Below are 16877 nucleotides of genomic sequence, written 5' to 3'. Positions count from 1 at the left end.
CGCACAGCTTCTTCACAGCCCTCAGTGGGCGCGATGGACGCGGGGCGTCGAAACGCGGCGCCACTTCAAATCCAATTCAAATCCAATTCGAAAAACAGTCAAATCCATCTCTAAAATCCATCAAAAACTCGGAAAATAGAATGGAGTTGAATTGGATTGGAGAGCCACCGGATTGCGTCTTTTTATGTCTAATCTGATCAAATTTTCGAAATTTTCCAATTTTCAGAACGAATAGACATTTTCCGTCAGACTGCTACCATGGGCGCCCACGGGAGGATTCAATGCAGGATTTTTCATCCGCGTTCCTGCAGGCCTTTTGGCTTGTGCTGTCGATGGACGCGGATCTACTTGAAATCGTTGGTCTTTCGCTCAGAGTCAGTTTGATGGCGGTGGCGATCGCCGCGTTCATCGGCCTGCCGCTGGGCGCGTTTTTGGCCGTCGCCCGCTTCCCCGGCCGCACGGTTGTCCTCGTGCTGCTCAACGCGATGATGGGCCTTCCGCCCGTCGTCGTCGGGCTGATGGTCTACCTGGCGCTGTCCAACGCCGGACCGCTCGGCGCGCTGCAACTGCTGTACACGCCCGGCGCCATGATCGCGGCGCAGGCGGTGCTGGTAACCCCCATCGTCGCGGCGCTGGCGCGGCAGACGATCGAGGACATGCGCGGCGAATATTCCGAGTATCTTCAGACCCTTGGCGTGGGAACGATGGGCATGGTCGGCACCTTGCTGCTGGACGCGCGCTACAGTCTTCTCACCGCCCTGCTCGCCGGTTTCGGACGCGCCGTGGCCGAGGTCGGCGCGGTGATCATCGTCGGCGGCAACATCAATCACGTCACCCGCGTGATGACCACGACGATCGCGCTGGAGACCTCCAAGGGCAATCTCGCCCTGGCGCTGGGGCTGGGTCTTATCCTCATCATCATCGCGGTGCTGGTGAACGCCGGCGTCATGGGCCTGAAGGCCTCCGCCGCCCGCACCGCTTACGCCTGAGGCCGCCCGTGATGCTGCAAGGACCCATCCCCTCACCCGTCCACGATGGCGCAAGCCCTTCTGATTACAACGGAATCCTGCCGCTTGGCGGCGAAGGCCTGAGGCTGCGGCGCGCCGGCCGGACGCTGCTCGACGGCATCGACATCACCATCACCGCCCCGGCGGCCGGCCATGACCGGATCGCCTGCGAACAGAGCGGAATCACCATTGTCATGGGCCCCAATGGAGCCGGAAAAAGCCTGCTTTTGCGGACACTTGCCGGTCTGGTCGCCCCTGATGAAGGCCGCGTTTCCTGGAACGGCGGCGGGCCGTCGCGGGCGCTCGCCCACAGGCTCGGATTTGTGTTCCAGAAGCCTGTTCTGCTGCGCCGTTCGGTCAAGGCCAACGTGCTGCACGCTCTCAAGGCGGCATGCCTCAACCGCGCCGAGCGCGCCAACCGCGCACGCCAAGCCCTTGAACAGGCAAATCTTTCCCATCTGGAAAGGGCGCCCGCGCGGGTCCTTTCGGGGGCGAGCAGCAGCGCCTGGCGCTGGCGCGCGCGCTCAGCCTGCGCCCCGAGCTGCTGATGCTGGACGAGCCCACCGCCAGCCTCGATCCGGCCTCCACCGCCGCGATCGAGAGCCTCGTGCTCGACGCCGCGCAGGCCGGCACCCGCGTCCTCTTCGTCACCCACGATCTCGGCCAGGCCCGCCGGCTGGCCGACGACGTGCTGTTCATGCACGCCGGCCGTATCTGCGAAGTCACTGCGGCGGAACGCTTTTTCGATACGCCAGCGTCCCATCAGGCGAGCGAGTTCCTGCAAGGCCGCCTGCTGCTTTGAAGCCGCAAAGCCGTCGAGTCGATCTGAAAACACAACGGGAGACCCCAATGCGCAAACGCACTTTTCTGAAACTTCTCGGCCTCGGCGCCGCGCTGATGCTGGCGCAGCCGGCCGATTTCGCCCGCGCCGACGATCCGTTCATCGTCGTCCAATCGACCACCTCGACGCAAAACTCGGGCCTGCTCGACTACCTCCTGCCGATGTTCAAGGAAAAGACCGGCATCGAGGTCCGCGTCGTCGCCGTCGGCACCGGCCAGGCGATCAAGAACGCCGTCAACGGTGACGGCGACGTGCTGCTGGTGCATGCCAAGCCGGCGGAAGAGAAATTCGTCGCCGACGGCTTCGGCGTGAAGCGCTTCGACCTGATGTACAACGACTTCGTCGTCGTCGGCCCGGCCAGCGATCCGGCCGGTGTCGCAAGCAGCAACGACATCCTCGGTTCATTGAAGAAAATCGCCGATGCGGGCGCCCCCTTCGCCTCGCGCGGCGACGACAGCGGCACGCACAAGAAGGAAAAGGCGCTGTGGAAGGAAGCCGGGGGCGATCCGGACGCCGCGTCCGGCTCCTGGTACCGCGAGACCGGTTCCGGCATGGGTGCGACGCTCAACGCCGCCGTCGGCATGGGCGCCTATGCGCTCACCGACCGCGCCACCTGGATCGCGTTTCAGAACAAGGGCGACTACAAGATCGCCGTTGAAGGCGACGATCGCCTGTTCAACCAGTACGGCGTCATTCTCGTGAACCCCGAGAAGCACGCCAACGTGAAGGTCAAGGAAGGTCAGGCGTTTGTCGACTGGCTCCTGTCAGCCGAAGGCCAGAAGGCCATCGCGTCGTACAAGGTCGACGGCCAGCAGCTATTCTTCCCCAACGCCGACAAGAGCAACATGTAGACAAGCGACTCGTCACGTGCCGCCGGCTGTCTTAACGGCCGGCGGCTTTTCATTGTACTGATTTTCATCCCGATTCGGCTCACTGCCAGCGCCTCTCGTCTCCCTTCATTGCAGATCATCGGGTGGCATGCGCTCGAATCCATAGGCCCCGCGCACAAGCCCGATATCCTTCAACGCCCAATCCTCGAGCCTGTCGAGCGCGCGGCGCGTCGCCCGCCTGCGGTATGCCGCACGCATGGCGGCCCACCCGGCGCGCAGCATGTGGCCTGCCGCGGCGACGAGCCGGATGAGAAGGCCGGTGCGCCGGGCGAAGCCGCTGTACGCCGAATAGTCGGTCACGGTCATGATTTTTCTCCTCGTTTTCCCCTGAAATCCGGGGCGTGAGGCAAGTGTCTCAAACCAATCCTGACAGCAGGGAGTCAACTTTGATCCCGCTATGTTCCCTCGATGAAAAATACGGTATCGATGAACCGAATGAGGGGCTGACAGATGAACCCGATCGAGCGCGCGCTGGGGATCCTCCTGATGCTGACCGGCGGCAAGCTGGTCACCGCCGCGGCGCTTGCCGAGCGCTTCGAGGTGTCGCTGAGAACCATCTACCGCGATGTGGATCGGCTGCTGGCGCTGGGCGTTCCGGTCGAGGCGGAGCGCGGCGCGGAAGGCGGCTACCGGCTGGCACACGGCTACATCCAGCCACCGGTGGCGCTCACCCGCTCGGAGACGGCGGCCCTGCTGGTGGCGCTGGCGCTGGTGCGCGGATTGCGCGCAACGCCTCTGTCCGCCGATCTCGACACCGCCGAACGCAAGCTGACCGCCGCCCTGCCCCGCGCCGTGCATGATCTGCTGGTCAATTCCCAGCGTCTCATCGGCGTCGAGCGCACGCCGCCTGACGTGTTTCATCACGGCACCACGCCGGCGCCCGCCGGCTCCTGGCAGAACGCGCTCGACCGTTTCATGGAAGGTCTGCTGGCGGGCCGGCGGGTGCGCTTCGAGCACACCAATCCGGCGCGCGACGCGCCCAGGCCGCATGAGGTCGAGCCCTACGGCATTCTGTTCGACCGCGACCACTGGTATCTCGCGGGCCGCTCGGTGGACGCCGATGATCTGCGCATCTACCGCGCCGACCGGGTCAGCAACATCGAGATCACCGGCTTTCGCTTCCGCCCCGACAAGAACTTTTCCATCCAGGATCTGCTTGGCGGCGCCTGGCTGGCGCGGGCCATGCGCCGCTGGGAGCAGGAAGACACGATTGTCCAGATCCGCGTCCGGCCCGAGCAGGCCGCCAAGCTGTCGCTCGACTGGTACTACCGCCACGCGGCGTTCACCCCCGATGGCGACGGCAATGTGCTGATCTCGATCCCGCGCAACGATCCGGCCGTGATCTTCCCGCTGGTGCGCTGGCTCGGGCCTGGCGCGGAACTGTTGGCGCCAGTCCATCTGCGCGAGCAACTGGCCGCCGAACTCGAGGCGATGGCCGCCACGCACCGCGTTGAGCGATGACGCCCGGGCAACCACCAGGGCTTGCGACCTTGCCCGCGCGCCCATCGGGCTCCATCGCCGCCAACCACACTGCAGAAGTCAGCCGGTGAACGGGCAGCCATAAATCGAAAAGCCGGCGCGAGGCCGGCTCTTCCACTCCAACGCTAGAGCGCTTCCTTGTTAAATGGAATCAATTCTGTTGGTCCAAACCGGTTCGATCCGCGAGGAAACGGGCGAACGGCGTAGCCCATGCTACGGCGGGGGCCGTTGACGCGGCGGACGGCCGGTTTCGACCAACCCTTTGGGCGGGATGAATTTTCCCGATTATCGGCGAGGCCCGTCTCGGCCATATCCGCGATATGCCCTTCGCCAATCCTCTTGATCCTCGACAAAACTCATCTCCGCAGAATGGTTCCATTTAACAAGGAAACGCTCTAGGATGCGTCAACGCTCCCGACTCGATCGGCGAACACCTCTTTCGCGACGAACAGGCCGTTGAGCGCTGCAGGAAATCCGGCGTAGACGGCCATCTGCATCATGATCTCGACGATCTCCTCGCGGCTCAACCCGACGTTCAGACCAGCCGCAACGTGCACCTTCAACTGCGGCGCCGCGGTGCCCATGGCGGTCAGCGCGGCGATCGTGGCGATCTCGCGCGCCCGGACATCGAGACCCGGCCGCGTGTAGATGTCGCCGAAGGGAAATTCCAGCAGCAATGCTGCGAAATCGGGCGCGATATCGGCAAGCGAGGCGATCACCGCCTCCCCCGCCTCGCCGTCGATTTCAGCCAGGGCGCGCCTACCGCGTTCGAGCCGGCTTTCGTTCCGGTGTGCATTCAGATTGCTGTGTGTCATTCGCGTTCGTGTCCTTGATCCGAGGTCCGGCGCCGGCATAACCGGCGATCTTGGTATCGAGGACGAGAAGGCAATCCTGCAGTTCGGCGACTTTTTCCCGGACACGCTCGCGGTGCTCTTCGAGCAGGACCCGACGCTGCGCGCCGGTCTCCTCTCCACGCTCGCGCAATCGCGCATAACGCAGCATCTCGCGGATCGGCATCCCGGTCGTTTTCAGGCGATTCAGGAATTCAATCCACGTGAGAATGGCAACGTCATAGTCACGTTGCCCGGATCCATCGCGGTCCGCATAAGGCAGCAATCCGATGCGCTCGTAATAGCGGATTGTATGGGCCGAAAGCCCGCTGCGCCGGGCCAGTTCGCCGATCTTCATCAATACCTCACTCGTCACGACGCGGACGAAGCTACGGGTTCGAGCGCACTCGAAGTCAAGGCCGATTATCAGCGAATTCAATCGCCGCCCAGCCACAGACCCGACAGCAGCCGGTCGACGGGCGCGAAATCGTCGGTCAGGGTGATGCCGAGGCCGTCGATATCGATCGACGCGGGATCCACGCGCAGCCACAGATGGCGGTAGCCGTAGGTGGCGCGATGGGTGGCCTCCAGGCCGCTTGGCTGCTTCGCCGCGTAGACGATGAAGGTGGCCCGGCGGGCGCCTTGTATGTCGCGCGGCTCGACCCAGACCTCCAACAGCGGAAACCGGAGTTTCAGGGTGCGCAGCAGGCTGGCGAGAAGCCTCGGGTTCGACGGATCGTCGACCACGTTGAGCACATAGAATCCCGTGTCCTTGAGCCGGCGTGCGACCAAGGCGTTGAATTCATCGGAGATCAGATGCGCGGGGATCGCGATGTCGTGGAAGGCGTCGCCGAAGACCACGTCGAAGCGCGGCGCCTCAGGAATGGCGCGCAGCGCCACTCGCGCGTCGCGTTCCAGCACGTGGGTGTTTTCTCCCGGCGCGAACCACAGCTTTTCGCGCGCCAGACGGGTCACGACCGGATCGATTTCGGCGATCGTCAGATCGCTCGCCGGATTGCGGGCCTGCCAGGCGCGCGGCAGCGTGAAACCGCCGCCGCCGATGAAGAAGGCCGAAATCGGCTCATCCGCGAACCGGTGCCGGGCGATCTCGTCGACCAGATGCAGATAGGGGCTGAACAGCGCCTGCGGATCGGCCTCGTCGTTGACGCTGTGCACCAAGTGGTCGAGCGCCATCAGCCGCGAGGCGCGGCCGGTCTGACCATCGGCCGGGTCAATGCGAATGCAGTAGTAGCGGCTTTCCACCTGACACGGCGTCGCGAAACCGGGAACCGTGACGCCGCCCGAGATCACGGCCAGCGGAACCAGTAGCCCGGCCGCGGCCAATGCCCCGCCGCGCCGCGACAGGCCCGGCAGGAAGAGAGCGCCAAGAACAGCGTTCAGCCCGGCCACGAGCCAGATGGTGCCGGCGGAGCCGAGCCACGAGATCAGCACGAATCCCGCGATGAACGTGCCGAGAATACTGCCGAATGCGCCCGCCGCCAACATCCGCCCGACGACCGGCCCGCTGTGGGCCGCCGCGCGTTGCAGCTCGAACACCGTCGCCATGGGCTGCACCAGACCGGCGACAAGGCTCGGGATGAAGAACCCGGCCAGCCCCGACAGCGCGATGGCCAGCGCCGGAGCCGCCTCGCCGCGCAGCAAGGCGCCCGCAACCAGACCGGTGACCGGCAGCACCAGCACTGTCGTGAGCGCGCCGAGCCAGAACGACAGGCCAATCACCGGCGCGAGATGCGCGCGATAGCGGCCCGCCAGCCGGCCGCCGATCCAATGGCCACACGTGAGACCCGCCAGGACGACGCCGATCACCGTCGTCCATGTGTAGAGCGACATGCCGAAATAGGGCGCCAGCAGGCGGCCGGCGACGATTTCCACAATCATCGCACCGGCGGCGTTGAGCGCCACGGCGACAGCCAGGAGGGCGGCGGACACGCGCCCAGCGCCGGACCCGGATACGGCTGCGCGCGAATGAGCCGCGCCGTCCGGGCCTGAACCGGTCGTGGGGCCAGCCGCCGACTGCGTGCCGCTCATCGCCGAATTCCGGCCATTTGTCCGACCTGGACCGCTTTCATCCACATTACCGTGACTCCCCCGCCTCGCTCTTCCGGTTGGCGCCTGTCATCACTATGATACCTCATCGTCGACACCGCCACCGCGCGCGCGTTTTGGCGTGTCCCTTCGAAACGGCACCGGATTCAATATCTTGGCGGACATTCTTTTGCAGGCGCGGCTTCATTTTGACAAAATATGTCCTAGGGTGAAGCGCGTAGACTTATTTTCCCTTGCGGCACATGATAGCCGTCGAGCAAATGTGTATACGGCGCATGCCCCAACCCAGAGCTTCGACGCACCTTGGGTGCCGGGCAGAATATTTCTGGCGCAATCAAGGACGATCATTCTGTCATGCTAGGCAACGCTCCAGATCTTCGATCCAGCGAGGACCGGTCGCAACAGTTCTGGCGGGCCGGACCCGAATATGCGACAGCTTTTCACGATTCTCCTCGGCGTTCCCAAGACAAAAATCCGTTCCCGGGCGATACCGGGAAGATCCGCTGTGTGCCGCCGCGATCACGGGACCATATGGCCCCGTCCGCCTGTCGAACCCATCCACGCGGCAGGCCGCCCAAGCAAGCGTGCCACTGCATCTGTATGACCGACTTTTTGTGAACCCCGCGCAGCGACGCCCGCAAGGTCGATGCCGGTACCAATGACCAGCGTCACTTCACAGTTGTCCAATGCCAGTTACAGTTGAAATGCGTGCATATGAATAACCAAGAAATTTCCATCGTCGGATATGCCACGCGGCTTCCCTCTGCTCCCGACAACGGTGCATTCTGGTCATTGCTGGAAAGCGGAACATGCGCCATCTCCCAGGTCTCCGAAGACCGCTGGCCCCTGAAACGCTTTCTGCATCCGCGCCGCGGCGAACCGGGCAAGACCTATACCTGGGCGGCCGGACAGATCGACGATCCGTGGGGCTTCGACCCGGCGTTCTTCGGCATCTCCCCGCGCGAGGCGATTCAGGCCGATCCGCAGCAAAGGCTCTTGCTGCAGGTGGTGTGGGAAGCGCTCGAGCATGCCCACATTCCGCCTGAAAGCCTCGCCGGGAGCGCGACCGGCGTCTATGTCGGAGCTTCCGCGCTCGACTACAGCCACCGCTTCCTGCTCGACCCGTCCGCGGGCGACGTGCAGTTCATGACCGGCAACACCCTGTCGATCATTTCCAACCGGATTTCCTACATCTACGACCTGCGCGGCCCGAGCTTCACGGTCGACACCGCCTGCTCGTCATCCCTGCTGGCCTTGCACGAGGCGTCCGAGGCCATTCGCGCAGGGCGCATCGACACGGCGATCGTCGCCGGCGTCAATCTGTTGCTGAGCCCATTTTCCTTCATCGGCTTCTCCCGCGCGTCGATGCTGTCGCCGACCGGACTGTGCCGGGCATTCGATGCCGGAGGCGACGGCTATGTGCGCTCGGAAGGCGCGGTGGTTCTCGTGCTCCGGTCAGCAGAGAAGGCCCGCGTTGCCGGTGACGTCGAACGCGCGCGGCTGGTCGCCACCGGCATCAACGCCGATGGCCGCACCGTGGGCATGTCGCTGCCCTCGGGCGAGTCGCAGGCGGAGCTGTTGCGCGCCGTCTATCGGGACTTCGAACTCGACCCCGGCGATCTGGCCTTCGTGGAGGCGCATGGCACCGGCACCCAGGTGGGTGATCCAGCGGAGGCATTCTCGCTCGGCGAAGCGCTTGGGAAGCACCGCGCCGCCGCGCTGCCGATCGGTTCGGTGAAAACCAACATCGGCCATCTGGAACCGGCCTCGGGGCTCGCCGGTGTGGTCAAGGCGATCATGGCGCTCGACCACGATCTCGTGCCCGCGTCGCTGCATTTCGACACCCCCAATCCGAACATCGATTTCGATGGCCTGAACCTGACCGTCACCGGCGAGGCCCTGCCGATCGCGCGCGGCGAGACGCCACGGCTGGCGGGGATCAACTCCTTCGGCTTCGGCGGCACCAACGCCCACGCGGTGATCAGCGACCCGCCACGCCGGCTGGAGCCCGCGGGCGGCAGCGCCCATGCGCCTTTGGTGCTTTCAGCCGCTTCACAGGACGCCCTGAAGGCCCTGGCCCAGCGCTATGGCGATCACCTGGATGGCGTCGGCGACGACGCCACAGCCGCCATGCTGGCCAGCGCCGCCTATTGCCGTGAGGCGCTGGCGCACCGGCTTGTGGTGATGGACACGGAGGCCCGCGCCCGCATCGGCACGCTGCACGCCTTCGCCGGCGGCGAAAAGCCGGCGACCGCGATCACGGGTCAGACCACGGGCAACACGGGGCCGGTGGTCTTCGCCTTCACCGGCAACGGCTCGCAGTGGGCCGGAATGGGTTGCGTCGCCTACAAGGGCGACCGGACCTTCCGCGCCGCCTTCGATCGAATCGACCGGCAGTTCATGCGGCTTTCGGGCTGGTCATTGGCGACGATGCTGTTTTCCAAGGACCTGGAAAGCGAGATCGACCGCACGGAGATCGCCCAGCCGCTGCTGTTCGCCGTCCAGGGCGCGCTGGTGGACGCTTTGGAAAAACAGGGCGTGACGCCGGACGCGGTCATCGGCCACAGCGTCGGCGAAGTCGCGGCGGCATGGACCGCGGGAATCGTCGATCTGGACGACGCGGTGCGCATCATTCACACCCGCAGCACCTGCCAGGAAATCACCAAGCACCTGGGATCCATGGCAGCCCTGCTGCTGCCCGGCGACGAGGCGGAAGCCGCGCTCGCCGCATCCGGACTTCCGGGACTGCAGGTGGCCGCCGTCAACAGCCCGCGCAGTGTGACGATTTCCGGCCCCACGGACAGCCTCGACGCGTTCGGGCAGTTCGCGCGCAAGAACCGCTGGGCCCTGCGCCGGCTGGACATCGACTATCCGTTCCATTGCGCGTTGGTGGACCCGATCGAGACGCCGCTGATCGAGGCGCTGGAGGGGCTGAATCCGCGCGCGCCGAAACGCACGTTCCTTTCCACCGTCTATCCCGACAGGCCGGACCCCGTGCTCGACGCGCGCTACTGGTGGGACAACGTCCGCAAGCCGGTGCTGTTTGCCGACGCGATGGCACGGCTGCTGGAGGATGGCGCGGGGGTGATCGTCGAGATCGGCCCCAATCCGCTGCTGACGACCTATATCCGCGACATCGCACGCGAGACCGGCAAGAAGGTCGCGATCGTGACCTCGTTCGACCGCAAGAACGATCGGCCGGATGCGGTGCCTGCAATCGCGGCGGCCGTTTTCGCCAACGGCGGCGCTGTCGACAAGGCGCGGCTTTTCGGTCCCGCACCGCGGGTGCCGGCGCCGCTGCCGCACTATCCCTGGCAGAACCAGCTCTACCGTCCCGACGCCACCACGGAGGGTCTCAACAGTTTTTCCGGCACGACCTGGCCGCTGCTGGGCTATCAGTTGCAGCCGGACCTCAGCGAGTGGTTCAACATTCTCGATCCCGAGATCGTGCCCTGGCTGGCAGACCACAAGGTCGAGGAGGCGGTCGTCTTTCCCGCCGCGGGCTATTTCGAGATGGCGTTGCGCGCCGCGAAGCTTTGGCTCAACAGCGAGACCGTCGAAATCCGCGATGTCGACATCCTGCGGCCGCTGGTGTTCGAGCCGGACAGCTCCTATGAGACGCGGCTGCGCATGTCCGCCGACGACAGCGTGTTCGAGATTTCCAGCCGCCCGCGGCTGACGGACGGCGAATGGTCGCTGCACGTGCGCGGCAGTATCAACGTGTCGCCCGCCACGGGCGCCGCGCCGCGCCTTGGCCAGCAGCCGGCCTTGGTCGCCTCGGCCATGGACGACACGGCGCTCTATGCGCTGACGCGGCAGTTCGGTCTCAACTACGGCGACGCGTTCCAGCGCGGCGCAGCGGTCACAACCCACGACGATCGCAGTGCGACATTGACCCTCAAACCACCAACGGCAGCCGTTTCCGACAGCGTTTCCGGCACGCCGTTCAGCCTCGACCCCACGCTTCTGGACGCCGGCTTCCACGGGCTCTTTGCGCTTTTGCGCGCAAGCGGCGAGACCCCGGCCAACACCAGCTTCCTTCCCGTGCGGCTCGGCCGCATGCGGCTGACAAGCGATGCACAGCCCGCAACCGTGCGTATCCGCGTCGACAAGGCGTCGCGCCGGTCCATCGAGGCGACATTCGAGTTCCTGGATCACGATGGTGGGCTGGTGGCGCGGCTGTCAGGCACGCGTTTCCGCGCCGTGGCGCTGGGACGCTCCGAGCGGCCGGACGAACTCACCTATCGCACCATCCATCATGCGCTCGCACAGGCCGGTGGCGTCTCGGCCGCCCGGGAGGCTGTCGCGGCACTCTCCGATCTCGCGCCAGAATCGAGCGATGATGCGGACGGCGGGCCGGAAGAGGCATTGCTGCTGCTGGAGGCGCTGGCGCAGTCGGTCGCGCTCGACGCCCTGCGCGGGCTGACGGACGGCGAAACCATCGACCCGGACGCGCTGCGCGATGCGGGCATGCTGGCCGCCTCCGCCGAACCGCTGGTGGTCTATCTTCTGCACTGGCTGGAGGATACGGGCCTCGCCACTCCGGTTCCGTCGGCTGAAGATTCTCCAGGCGACGGCGGGGTCTGGCGCCTTGCCGACGGTGAGGATCTGCCGCAGGCGTCGACCCTGTTGCGCACGATCACGCAGGAAGCCCCCGAGCGGATCGCCGAGCTGTCGCTGCTGGCGCGCCTGCGCGACGACCTGCCGGCGCTGTTGCATGAGGGCCTGCCGGACACGGCCGCCGCCCATTTCTCCACGGCGCTGTTCGAGCAGTTCCGCACGGCCTCGCCAAGCTATCAGCCGCTCGCCGACGCGATCGAGAGCACGATGCGCGCGCTTGCAGGCCGCTGGCCCGAACGCGAGCCGCTGCGCGTGCTTTCGCTGAGCGCGGGCGATCCGGCGCTGAACCGCCGCCTCGCCGGACTTCTGGATCCCGCCAACGCCACGCTCACGATCAGCGATCCGGACGCCAGTGTGGTGTCGCGCGCCACACGCATCTGGCACGGACCGGCGCTGGCGAACCACACGCCGCTCGAGGATCTGCTGAGCGATGATGCGCCGCTTGCGCGGTTCGATGTGCTGGTGGGCCCCGACATGCTGGCCCGCCTCAGCGAGGAGCAGCTTGCCGGCTTGCGCAAGCGGCTTGCGCCAGGCGCACTTCTGATTGCCGCCGAATACACGCCCGCGCCGCTGATCGAGCTGCTGCAGGGCATCGGCGCCAACTGGTGGGCGCAAGGCCAGGATCCGCGCTTCCCCGTCACACCCTTGCGTGACGGCGCGCAGTGGTGCAAGGCGCTTGGCGATGCCGGCTTCTGCGAGAGCCATTCCGCGACCCTCGAAACACCGGCGATCGAAGCGGCACTGCTGCTGGCGCGCGCGCCAGAGGCCCGCATCGTCAAAGAGCGGACCGAACCGGCCGACACCACAACCGACGGCGATCAATCCGATGCGCCCGCGCCTGGCGCAGCCATTGTCCTGATTCACGACGGCACGCGATCGTCGCAAGGGCTTGCGGAGGCGCTGGCGCACCGGTTGCAGCGTTGCGGGCGTCCCGCGACGCTGCTGAACGAGGACAGCGTTGTTTCGGAGTCCGGCGCGGATGCCCTGCAACCGTTTCTCGATGCGGATGCCGATATCGTGCATCTGGCCGGCGCATTCGTATCCGCCAAGACCGCCGCGCCGCATCCGACAGCCGCCAATGACGATGCCGTCGACGCGATGGACGTCGCCGGAAAGCGGACCATCGCGCTGAAGGGCCTGTTGCGGCACATCGGTGGCGCGCAAACACGGTTGTGGCTGCTGGCGCCCGGCGCGATGCAGCAACAGCCCGCCGATCAACGCCCCGCGCAGGCGGCCGTCTGGGCTTTCGGACGCACGGCGATGAATGAATATCCCAATGCCGCCGTGCGGCTCATCGACGTGTCGCCGGCCCTGGAACCGGGAGAAATGGCCATTCGCCTGGCGGATGAGATCCTCAATCCCGACGAGGAACGCGAAATCATCCGCGGCATGGATGGGCGCTCGGGCCTGCGCATCCTGCGCGGCGGAATTCTGGACGACGATACTCCGGAGGGACGCGACGCACGCGGTATCCGCCTCGATATCGACCATCAGGGGTCGCTCGACTATCTGCGCTGGCGCCGCGCGGCGCGGCCCGAACCGGCCGGTGACGATATCGAGATCGAAGTGCGCGCGAGCGGGCTCAATTTCCGCGATGTCATGTGGGCGCTGGGCCTGCTGCCCGAGGAAGCGCTGGAGGACGGTTTCGCCGGTCCGACGCTGGGCATGGAGTGCTCCGGCGTCGTGACCCGCGCAGGCCCACAGGCGCGGCGGTTCAAGGAAGGCGACACGGTATTGACCTTCGCGCCGGCGTGTTTCGCAAGCCACGTCTGCGTCAGCGAAACCGCCTGCGCCCCCATGCCGGCGGGCGTGTCCTTCGATGCGGCGGCAACCATACCCGTCACCTTCCTCACCGCCTATTACGCGCTTGCGGAACTGGCGCGGCTCGCCGACGGCGAAACGGTGCTGATTCATGGCGGCGCCGGCGGCGTCGGTCTCGCGGCGCTGCAGATCGCCAAGGCGCGGGGCGCTCGCATTATTGCCACGGCGGGAACGCCGGAAAAACGCAGCTTTTTGAAGCTTCTCGGCGTCGATCACGTGCTCGATTCGCGCTCGCTCGACTTCGCCGAAGAGGTCATGGAGCTGACCGATGACCAGGGCGTCGACGTGGTTTTGAACTCGCTGTTCGGCGAGGCGATGGAGCGCAGCATCCAGGTGCTGAAACCCTTCGGGCGCTTTCTCGAACTCGGCAAGCGCGACTACTTCGGCAACACGCGCATCGGGCTGCGGCCGTTCCGCCAAAACCTGAGCTATTTCGGCATCGACGCCGACCAGTTGCTGACCCGCCAGCCGCAGCTCGCGCAGCGGCTGTTCGCCGAGCTCGTGGCGCTGTTCGAGGACGGCGTGCTCACGCCCCTGCCCTTCCGGCGCTTCGATCCGCATTCGGTGGTCGACGCGTTCCGGGTCATGCAGCAATCCGGCCACATCGGAAAGATCGTGTTGCGCCCGCCGCAACCGCCCGCCGACAAACCGCAAGGCTCCGCATTGGCGTTCGAGGCGGACGGCACCCATGTGATCGCCGGAGGATTTGGCGGCTTCGGCGCGGAATTGCTGCGTTTGCTGGTCCGCAAGGGCGCGCGCCATCTCCTGGTGGCAAGCCGCAGCGGCGCCACGAGCGAGGCGGCTCAGACCGTGATCAGCGAGCTTGAGGACGCGGGAGCCACGGTTCAGGCGGTGGCCTGCGACGTGACGGACCGCGCCGCTCTCGCCGCGGTGCTGGACAACGCGCGCAGCGGCATGCCGCCGATCCGGGGCGTCTACCACACCGCCATGGTGCTGGAGGACGCCTTGCTGGCGAACCTCTCGGACGACGCGATGACATCGGTCATGGCGCCAAAAATCCGCGGCGCGGAGAACCTCGAGGTTCTGACCCGATCCGACCCGCTGGAAACCTTCGTGCTGTTTTCCTCCGCCACCACGCTGGTGGGCAATCCGGGACAGGCCAATTACGTCGCCGCGAACGGCTATCTGGAAGCGCTGGCGACCAAACGCCGCGCGGAAGGGCTTCCCGCTCTGGCGATCGCCTGGGGCGCGATCTCGGATGCCGGCTATCTGGCGCGCAACAACGACGTCAACGAGCTGCTGGCGCGCAAGCTGGGACGTCATTCGCTCACCGCGGCGGAAGCCATGGACGGACTGGAACGGCTTCTCGCCCGCAGCCGCACGGGCGGTGTCCCGCCCGCCGTGGGCTTCGCCCGTATCGACTGGAGTGCCGCGCGCCGGGATCTGGCGCTTTTGAACACGCCCCTCGTGGGGATGCTCGGGCTTTCCGCCAGCGGGCAGGACCTGGACGCCGAGGGCGTGATCGATCTGAAGGCTCTGCTGGACGGACTTGATCCGCTTGCCGCCACGCAAACGGTCGCCAGGCTGCTTGGCAACGAGATCGGCCGCATCCTGCGCATCGCGCCCGAAGAGCTGGATCCGCACCGGCCGCTGAGCGAAATCGGCATGGATTCGCTGATGGCGCTGGAACTGAGAATGGGCGCGGAACGGCAACTGGGCGTCGATATTCCGCTGATGTCGCTGGCCAATGGCGCGACGCTGAACGATCTCGCGGCGCGCATCGCCAGCCGCGTGACCAAGGGCGAGGACGCCAGCGCGATGTCCGCCGAAGCGCGCAACCTCGCGGGCCAGCATTTCGGCGATGCGGCGCCGCTGGATGCCGAGGAAGCGGCCCAGGTTGCGGCAAAGGTCGAGGAGCGCAGCAGCACCATCGGAAAACTGGTACAATAGCGGCTGGCAACGGACCCAATTTCATGACCGAAGAGCGCAATCTGGGCGGACTGTCGAAAACCGACCGCGAAAAACTGATGCAGTCGTTGCGCGCCGGACGCAAGACGGGGCGTGGGCATCGCGCCGAACCGGTGCGGAAGTCCGCGACGAAAGCGCAGGCCTTCGATTTCGCCTCTCTGCCCGAGATCAAGCAGATGCGCATGCAGATGGCGGCCGCGGAGATGATCGGCATCGCCAATCCGTTCTTCCGCGCGCATGACGCGCTGGCGGGCGCGACCACCCGCATCAATGGACGCGAGCACGACAATTTCGCCTCCTACAACTACCTCGGCCTGAGCGGGCATCCGGACGTTTCCGGCGCCGCCAAGCGGGCCATCGACGACTTCGGCACGTCGGTTTCGGCCAGCCGGGTGGTGGCGGGGGAACGCCCCTTCCACCGGGACCTCGAACACGCTTTGGCCGAACTGCACGGCGTCGAGGACTCCATCGTCTATGTGTCGGGACACGCGACCAACGTGACGACCATCGGCCACCTGCTGGGCGAAGGCGACCTGATCCTCACCGATGCGTTGATCCACAATTCGATCACCGAGGGCGCGCGGCTGGCCGGCGCCAAGCGGCTCAATTTCCCGCATGGCAACCTCGACGCGCTCGAGGCGCATCTCGAAACCCACAGGCACCGCCATGAGCACGTCCTGATCGCGGTCGAGGGTCTCTACAGCATGGATGGCGATATCCCGGACCTGCCGCGGCTGATCGCCCTCAAGCAACGCCACGGCGCCTGGCTTCTGGTGGATGAGGCGCATTCGATCGGGGTGCTCGGCGCGCGGGGATACGGCATCGCCGAACACTTCGGGATCGATCCGGGCGCCGTCGAATTGTGGATGGGCACGCTGTCAAAGACGATGGCGAGCTGCGGCGGATACATCGCAGCCTCCAGCGCGCTGTGCGACTACCTGCGCGCGACGGCCCCAGGCTTCGTCTATTCCGTCGGAATGGCGCCACCGCTGGCCGCCGCGGCCCTTGCCGCGATCGGCGTGATGAAACGCGAGCCTCAGCGTGTCGCCCGGCTCAAGCGGAACGGCCATCATTTCCTGAAAGCCGCCCGCGCCGCGGGGCTCGATACCGGACCGAGCGACGGCTACTCTGTTGTCCCGGTGATGGTGGGCGACAGCGTTCGCGCGGCGATGCTGGCAAACGCGCTTCTGGAGGACGGCGTCAACGCGCTGCCGATCATCTTCCCGGCGGTGGCTGAAAACGCGGCGCGGCTGCGCTTCTTCATCACCAGCGAACACACAGCCGAGCAGATCGACCGCGCGGTGCATCTGACCGCGCAGAAGCTCACGGCGCTTCGCGAGAGCGGCGTGGGACTGAAAACGCTGATGGACGGCGCGCGATAGGCCAACGCACC

The 16877-nt window shown here is 66.0% G+C and carries 11 protein-coding genes; 7 read left to right on the top strand and 4 right to left on the bottom strand.

Annotation, left to right across the window (positions count from 1 at the left end; translation table 11 throughout):
• The first annotated feature begins 281 nt into the window (after nt 1–281).
• The 4 genes from D1F64_RS10180 (at nt 282) to D1F64_RS10170 (ending at nt 2699) form a co-directional block, all read left to right on the top strand.
• Nucleotides 282–989 (top strand): ABC transporter permease, encoded by a 708-nt coding sequence (locus D1F64_RS10180; RefSeq protein WP_117412353.1) that lies wholly within the window; start codon nt 282–284, stop codon nt 987–989.
• 11 nt (nt 990–1000) lie between these two features.
• A complete protein-coding gene (locus tag D1F64_RS10175; protein ID WP_248304711.1) occupies nt 1001–1555 on the top strand; it encodes an ATP-binding cassette domain-containing protein in 555 nt (184 codons plus the stop codon).
• A complete protein-coding gene (locus D1F64_RS24520) occupies nt 1555–1809 on the top strand; it encodes a hypothetical protein (RefSeq protein ID WP_248304710.1) in 255 nt (84 codons plus the stop codon). The genes D1F64_RS10175 and D1F64_RS24520 overlap by 1 nt, the downstream gene beginning before the upstream one ends.
• 95 nt (nt 1810–1904) lie before the next feature.
• Complete coding sequence (locus D1F64_RS10170; protein ID WP_248304767.1) at nt 1905–2699, top strand: substrate-binding domain-containing protein; 795 nt, start codon at nt 1905–1907, stop codon at nt 2697–2699.
• 105 nt (nt 2700–2804) lie between these two features.
• On the opposite strand, the gene D1F64_RS10165 is transcribed toward D1F64_RS10170, so the two are convergent.
• Complete coding sequence (locus D1F64_RS10165) at nt 2805–3044, bottom strand: DUF1127 domain-containing protein (RefSeq protein ID WP_205470730.1); 240 nt, start codon at nt 3042–3044, stop codon at nt 2805–2807.
• Between the two features lie 144 nt (nt 3045–3188).
• Between D1F64_RS10165 and D1F64_RS10160 the strand changes: the two genes are divergently transcribed.
• A complete protein-coding gene (locus D1F64_RS10160) occupies nt 3189–4199 on the top strand; it encodes a WYL domain-containing protein (RefSeq protein WP_117412351.1) in 1011 nt (336 codons plus the stop codon).
• A gap of 413 nt (nt 4200–4612) precedes the next feature.
• Here the strand turns inward: D1F64_RS10160 and D1F64_RS10155 are convergent, their stop codons facing one another.
• From D1F64_RS10155 to D1F64_RS10145, 3 genes are all read right to left on the bottom strand, one after another.
• A complete protein-coding gene (locus D1F64_RS10155) occupies nt 4613–5032 on the bottom strand; it encodes a carboxymuconolactone decarboxylase family protein (protein ID WP_117412350.1) in 420 nt (139 codons plus the stop codon).
• Nucleotides 4977–5405 carry a MerR family transcriptional regulator gene (locus D1F64_RS10150; RefSeq protein ID WP_117412349.1) on the bottom strand — a complete coding sequence of 143 codons (429 nt, stop codon included), beginning with the start codon at nt 5403–5405 and terminating at the stop codon, nt 4977–4979. The genes D1F64_RS10155 and D1F64_RS10150 overlap by 56 nt, the downstream gene beginning before the upstream one ends.
• Before the next feature lie 77 nt (nt 5406–5482).
• Nucleotides 5483–6997, bottom strand: coding sequence for a fused MFS/spermidine synthase (locus tag D1F64_RS10145; protein ID WP_162901463.1), 1515 nt, complete (start codon nt 6995–6997; stop codon nt 5483–5485).
• Nucleotides 6998–7828: 831 nt separating this feature from the next.
• On the opposite strand from D1F64_RS10145, the gene D1F64_RS10140 reads away from it, so the two are divergent.
• Nucleotides 7829–15466: a type I polyketide synthase gene (locus D1F64_RS10140; RefSeq protein WP_117412347.1), complete on the top strand. Its 7638-nt coding sequence runs from the start codon at nt 7829–7831 to the stop codon at nt 15464–15466.
• Between the two features lie 23 nt (nt 15467–15489).
• Nucleotides 15490–16866 (top strand): aminotransferase class I/II-fold pyridoxal phosphate-dependent enzyme, encoded by a 1377-nt coding sequence (locus tag D1F64_RS10135; RefSeq protein WP_117412346.1) that lies wholly within the window; start codon nt 15490–15492, stop codon nt 16864–16866.
• Nucleotides 16867–16877 lie beyond the last annotated feature (11 nt).

This window comes from Breoghania sp. L-A4 (assembly GCF_003432385.1).
In the GTDB taxonomy this organism is placed as follows: Bacteria; Pseudomonadota; Alphaproteobacteria; order Rhizobiales; family Stappiaceae; genus Breoghania.
This window is presented reverse-complemented; position numbering and strand designations above follow the sequence as displayed.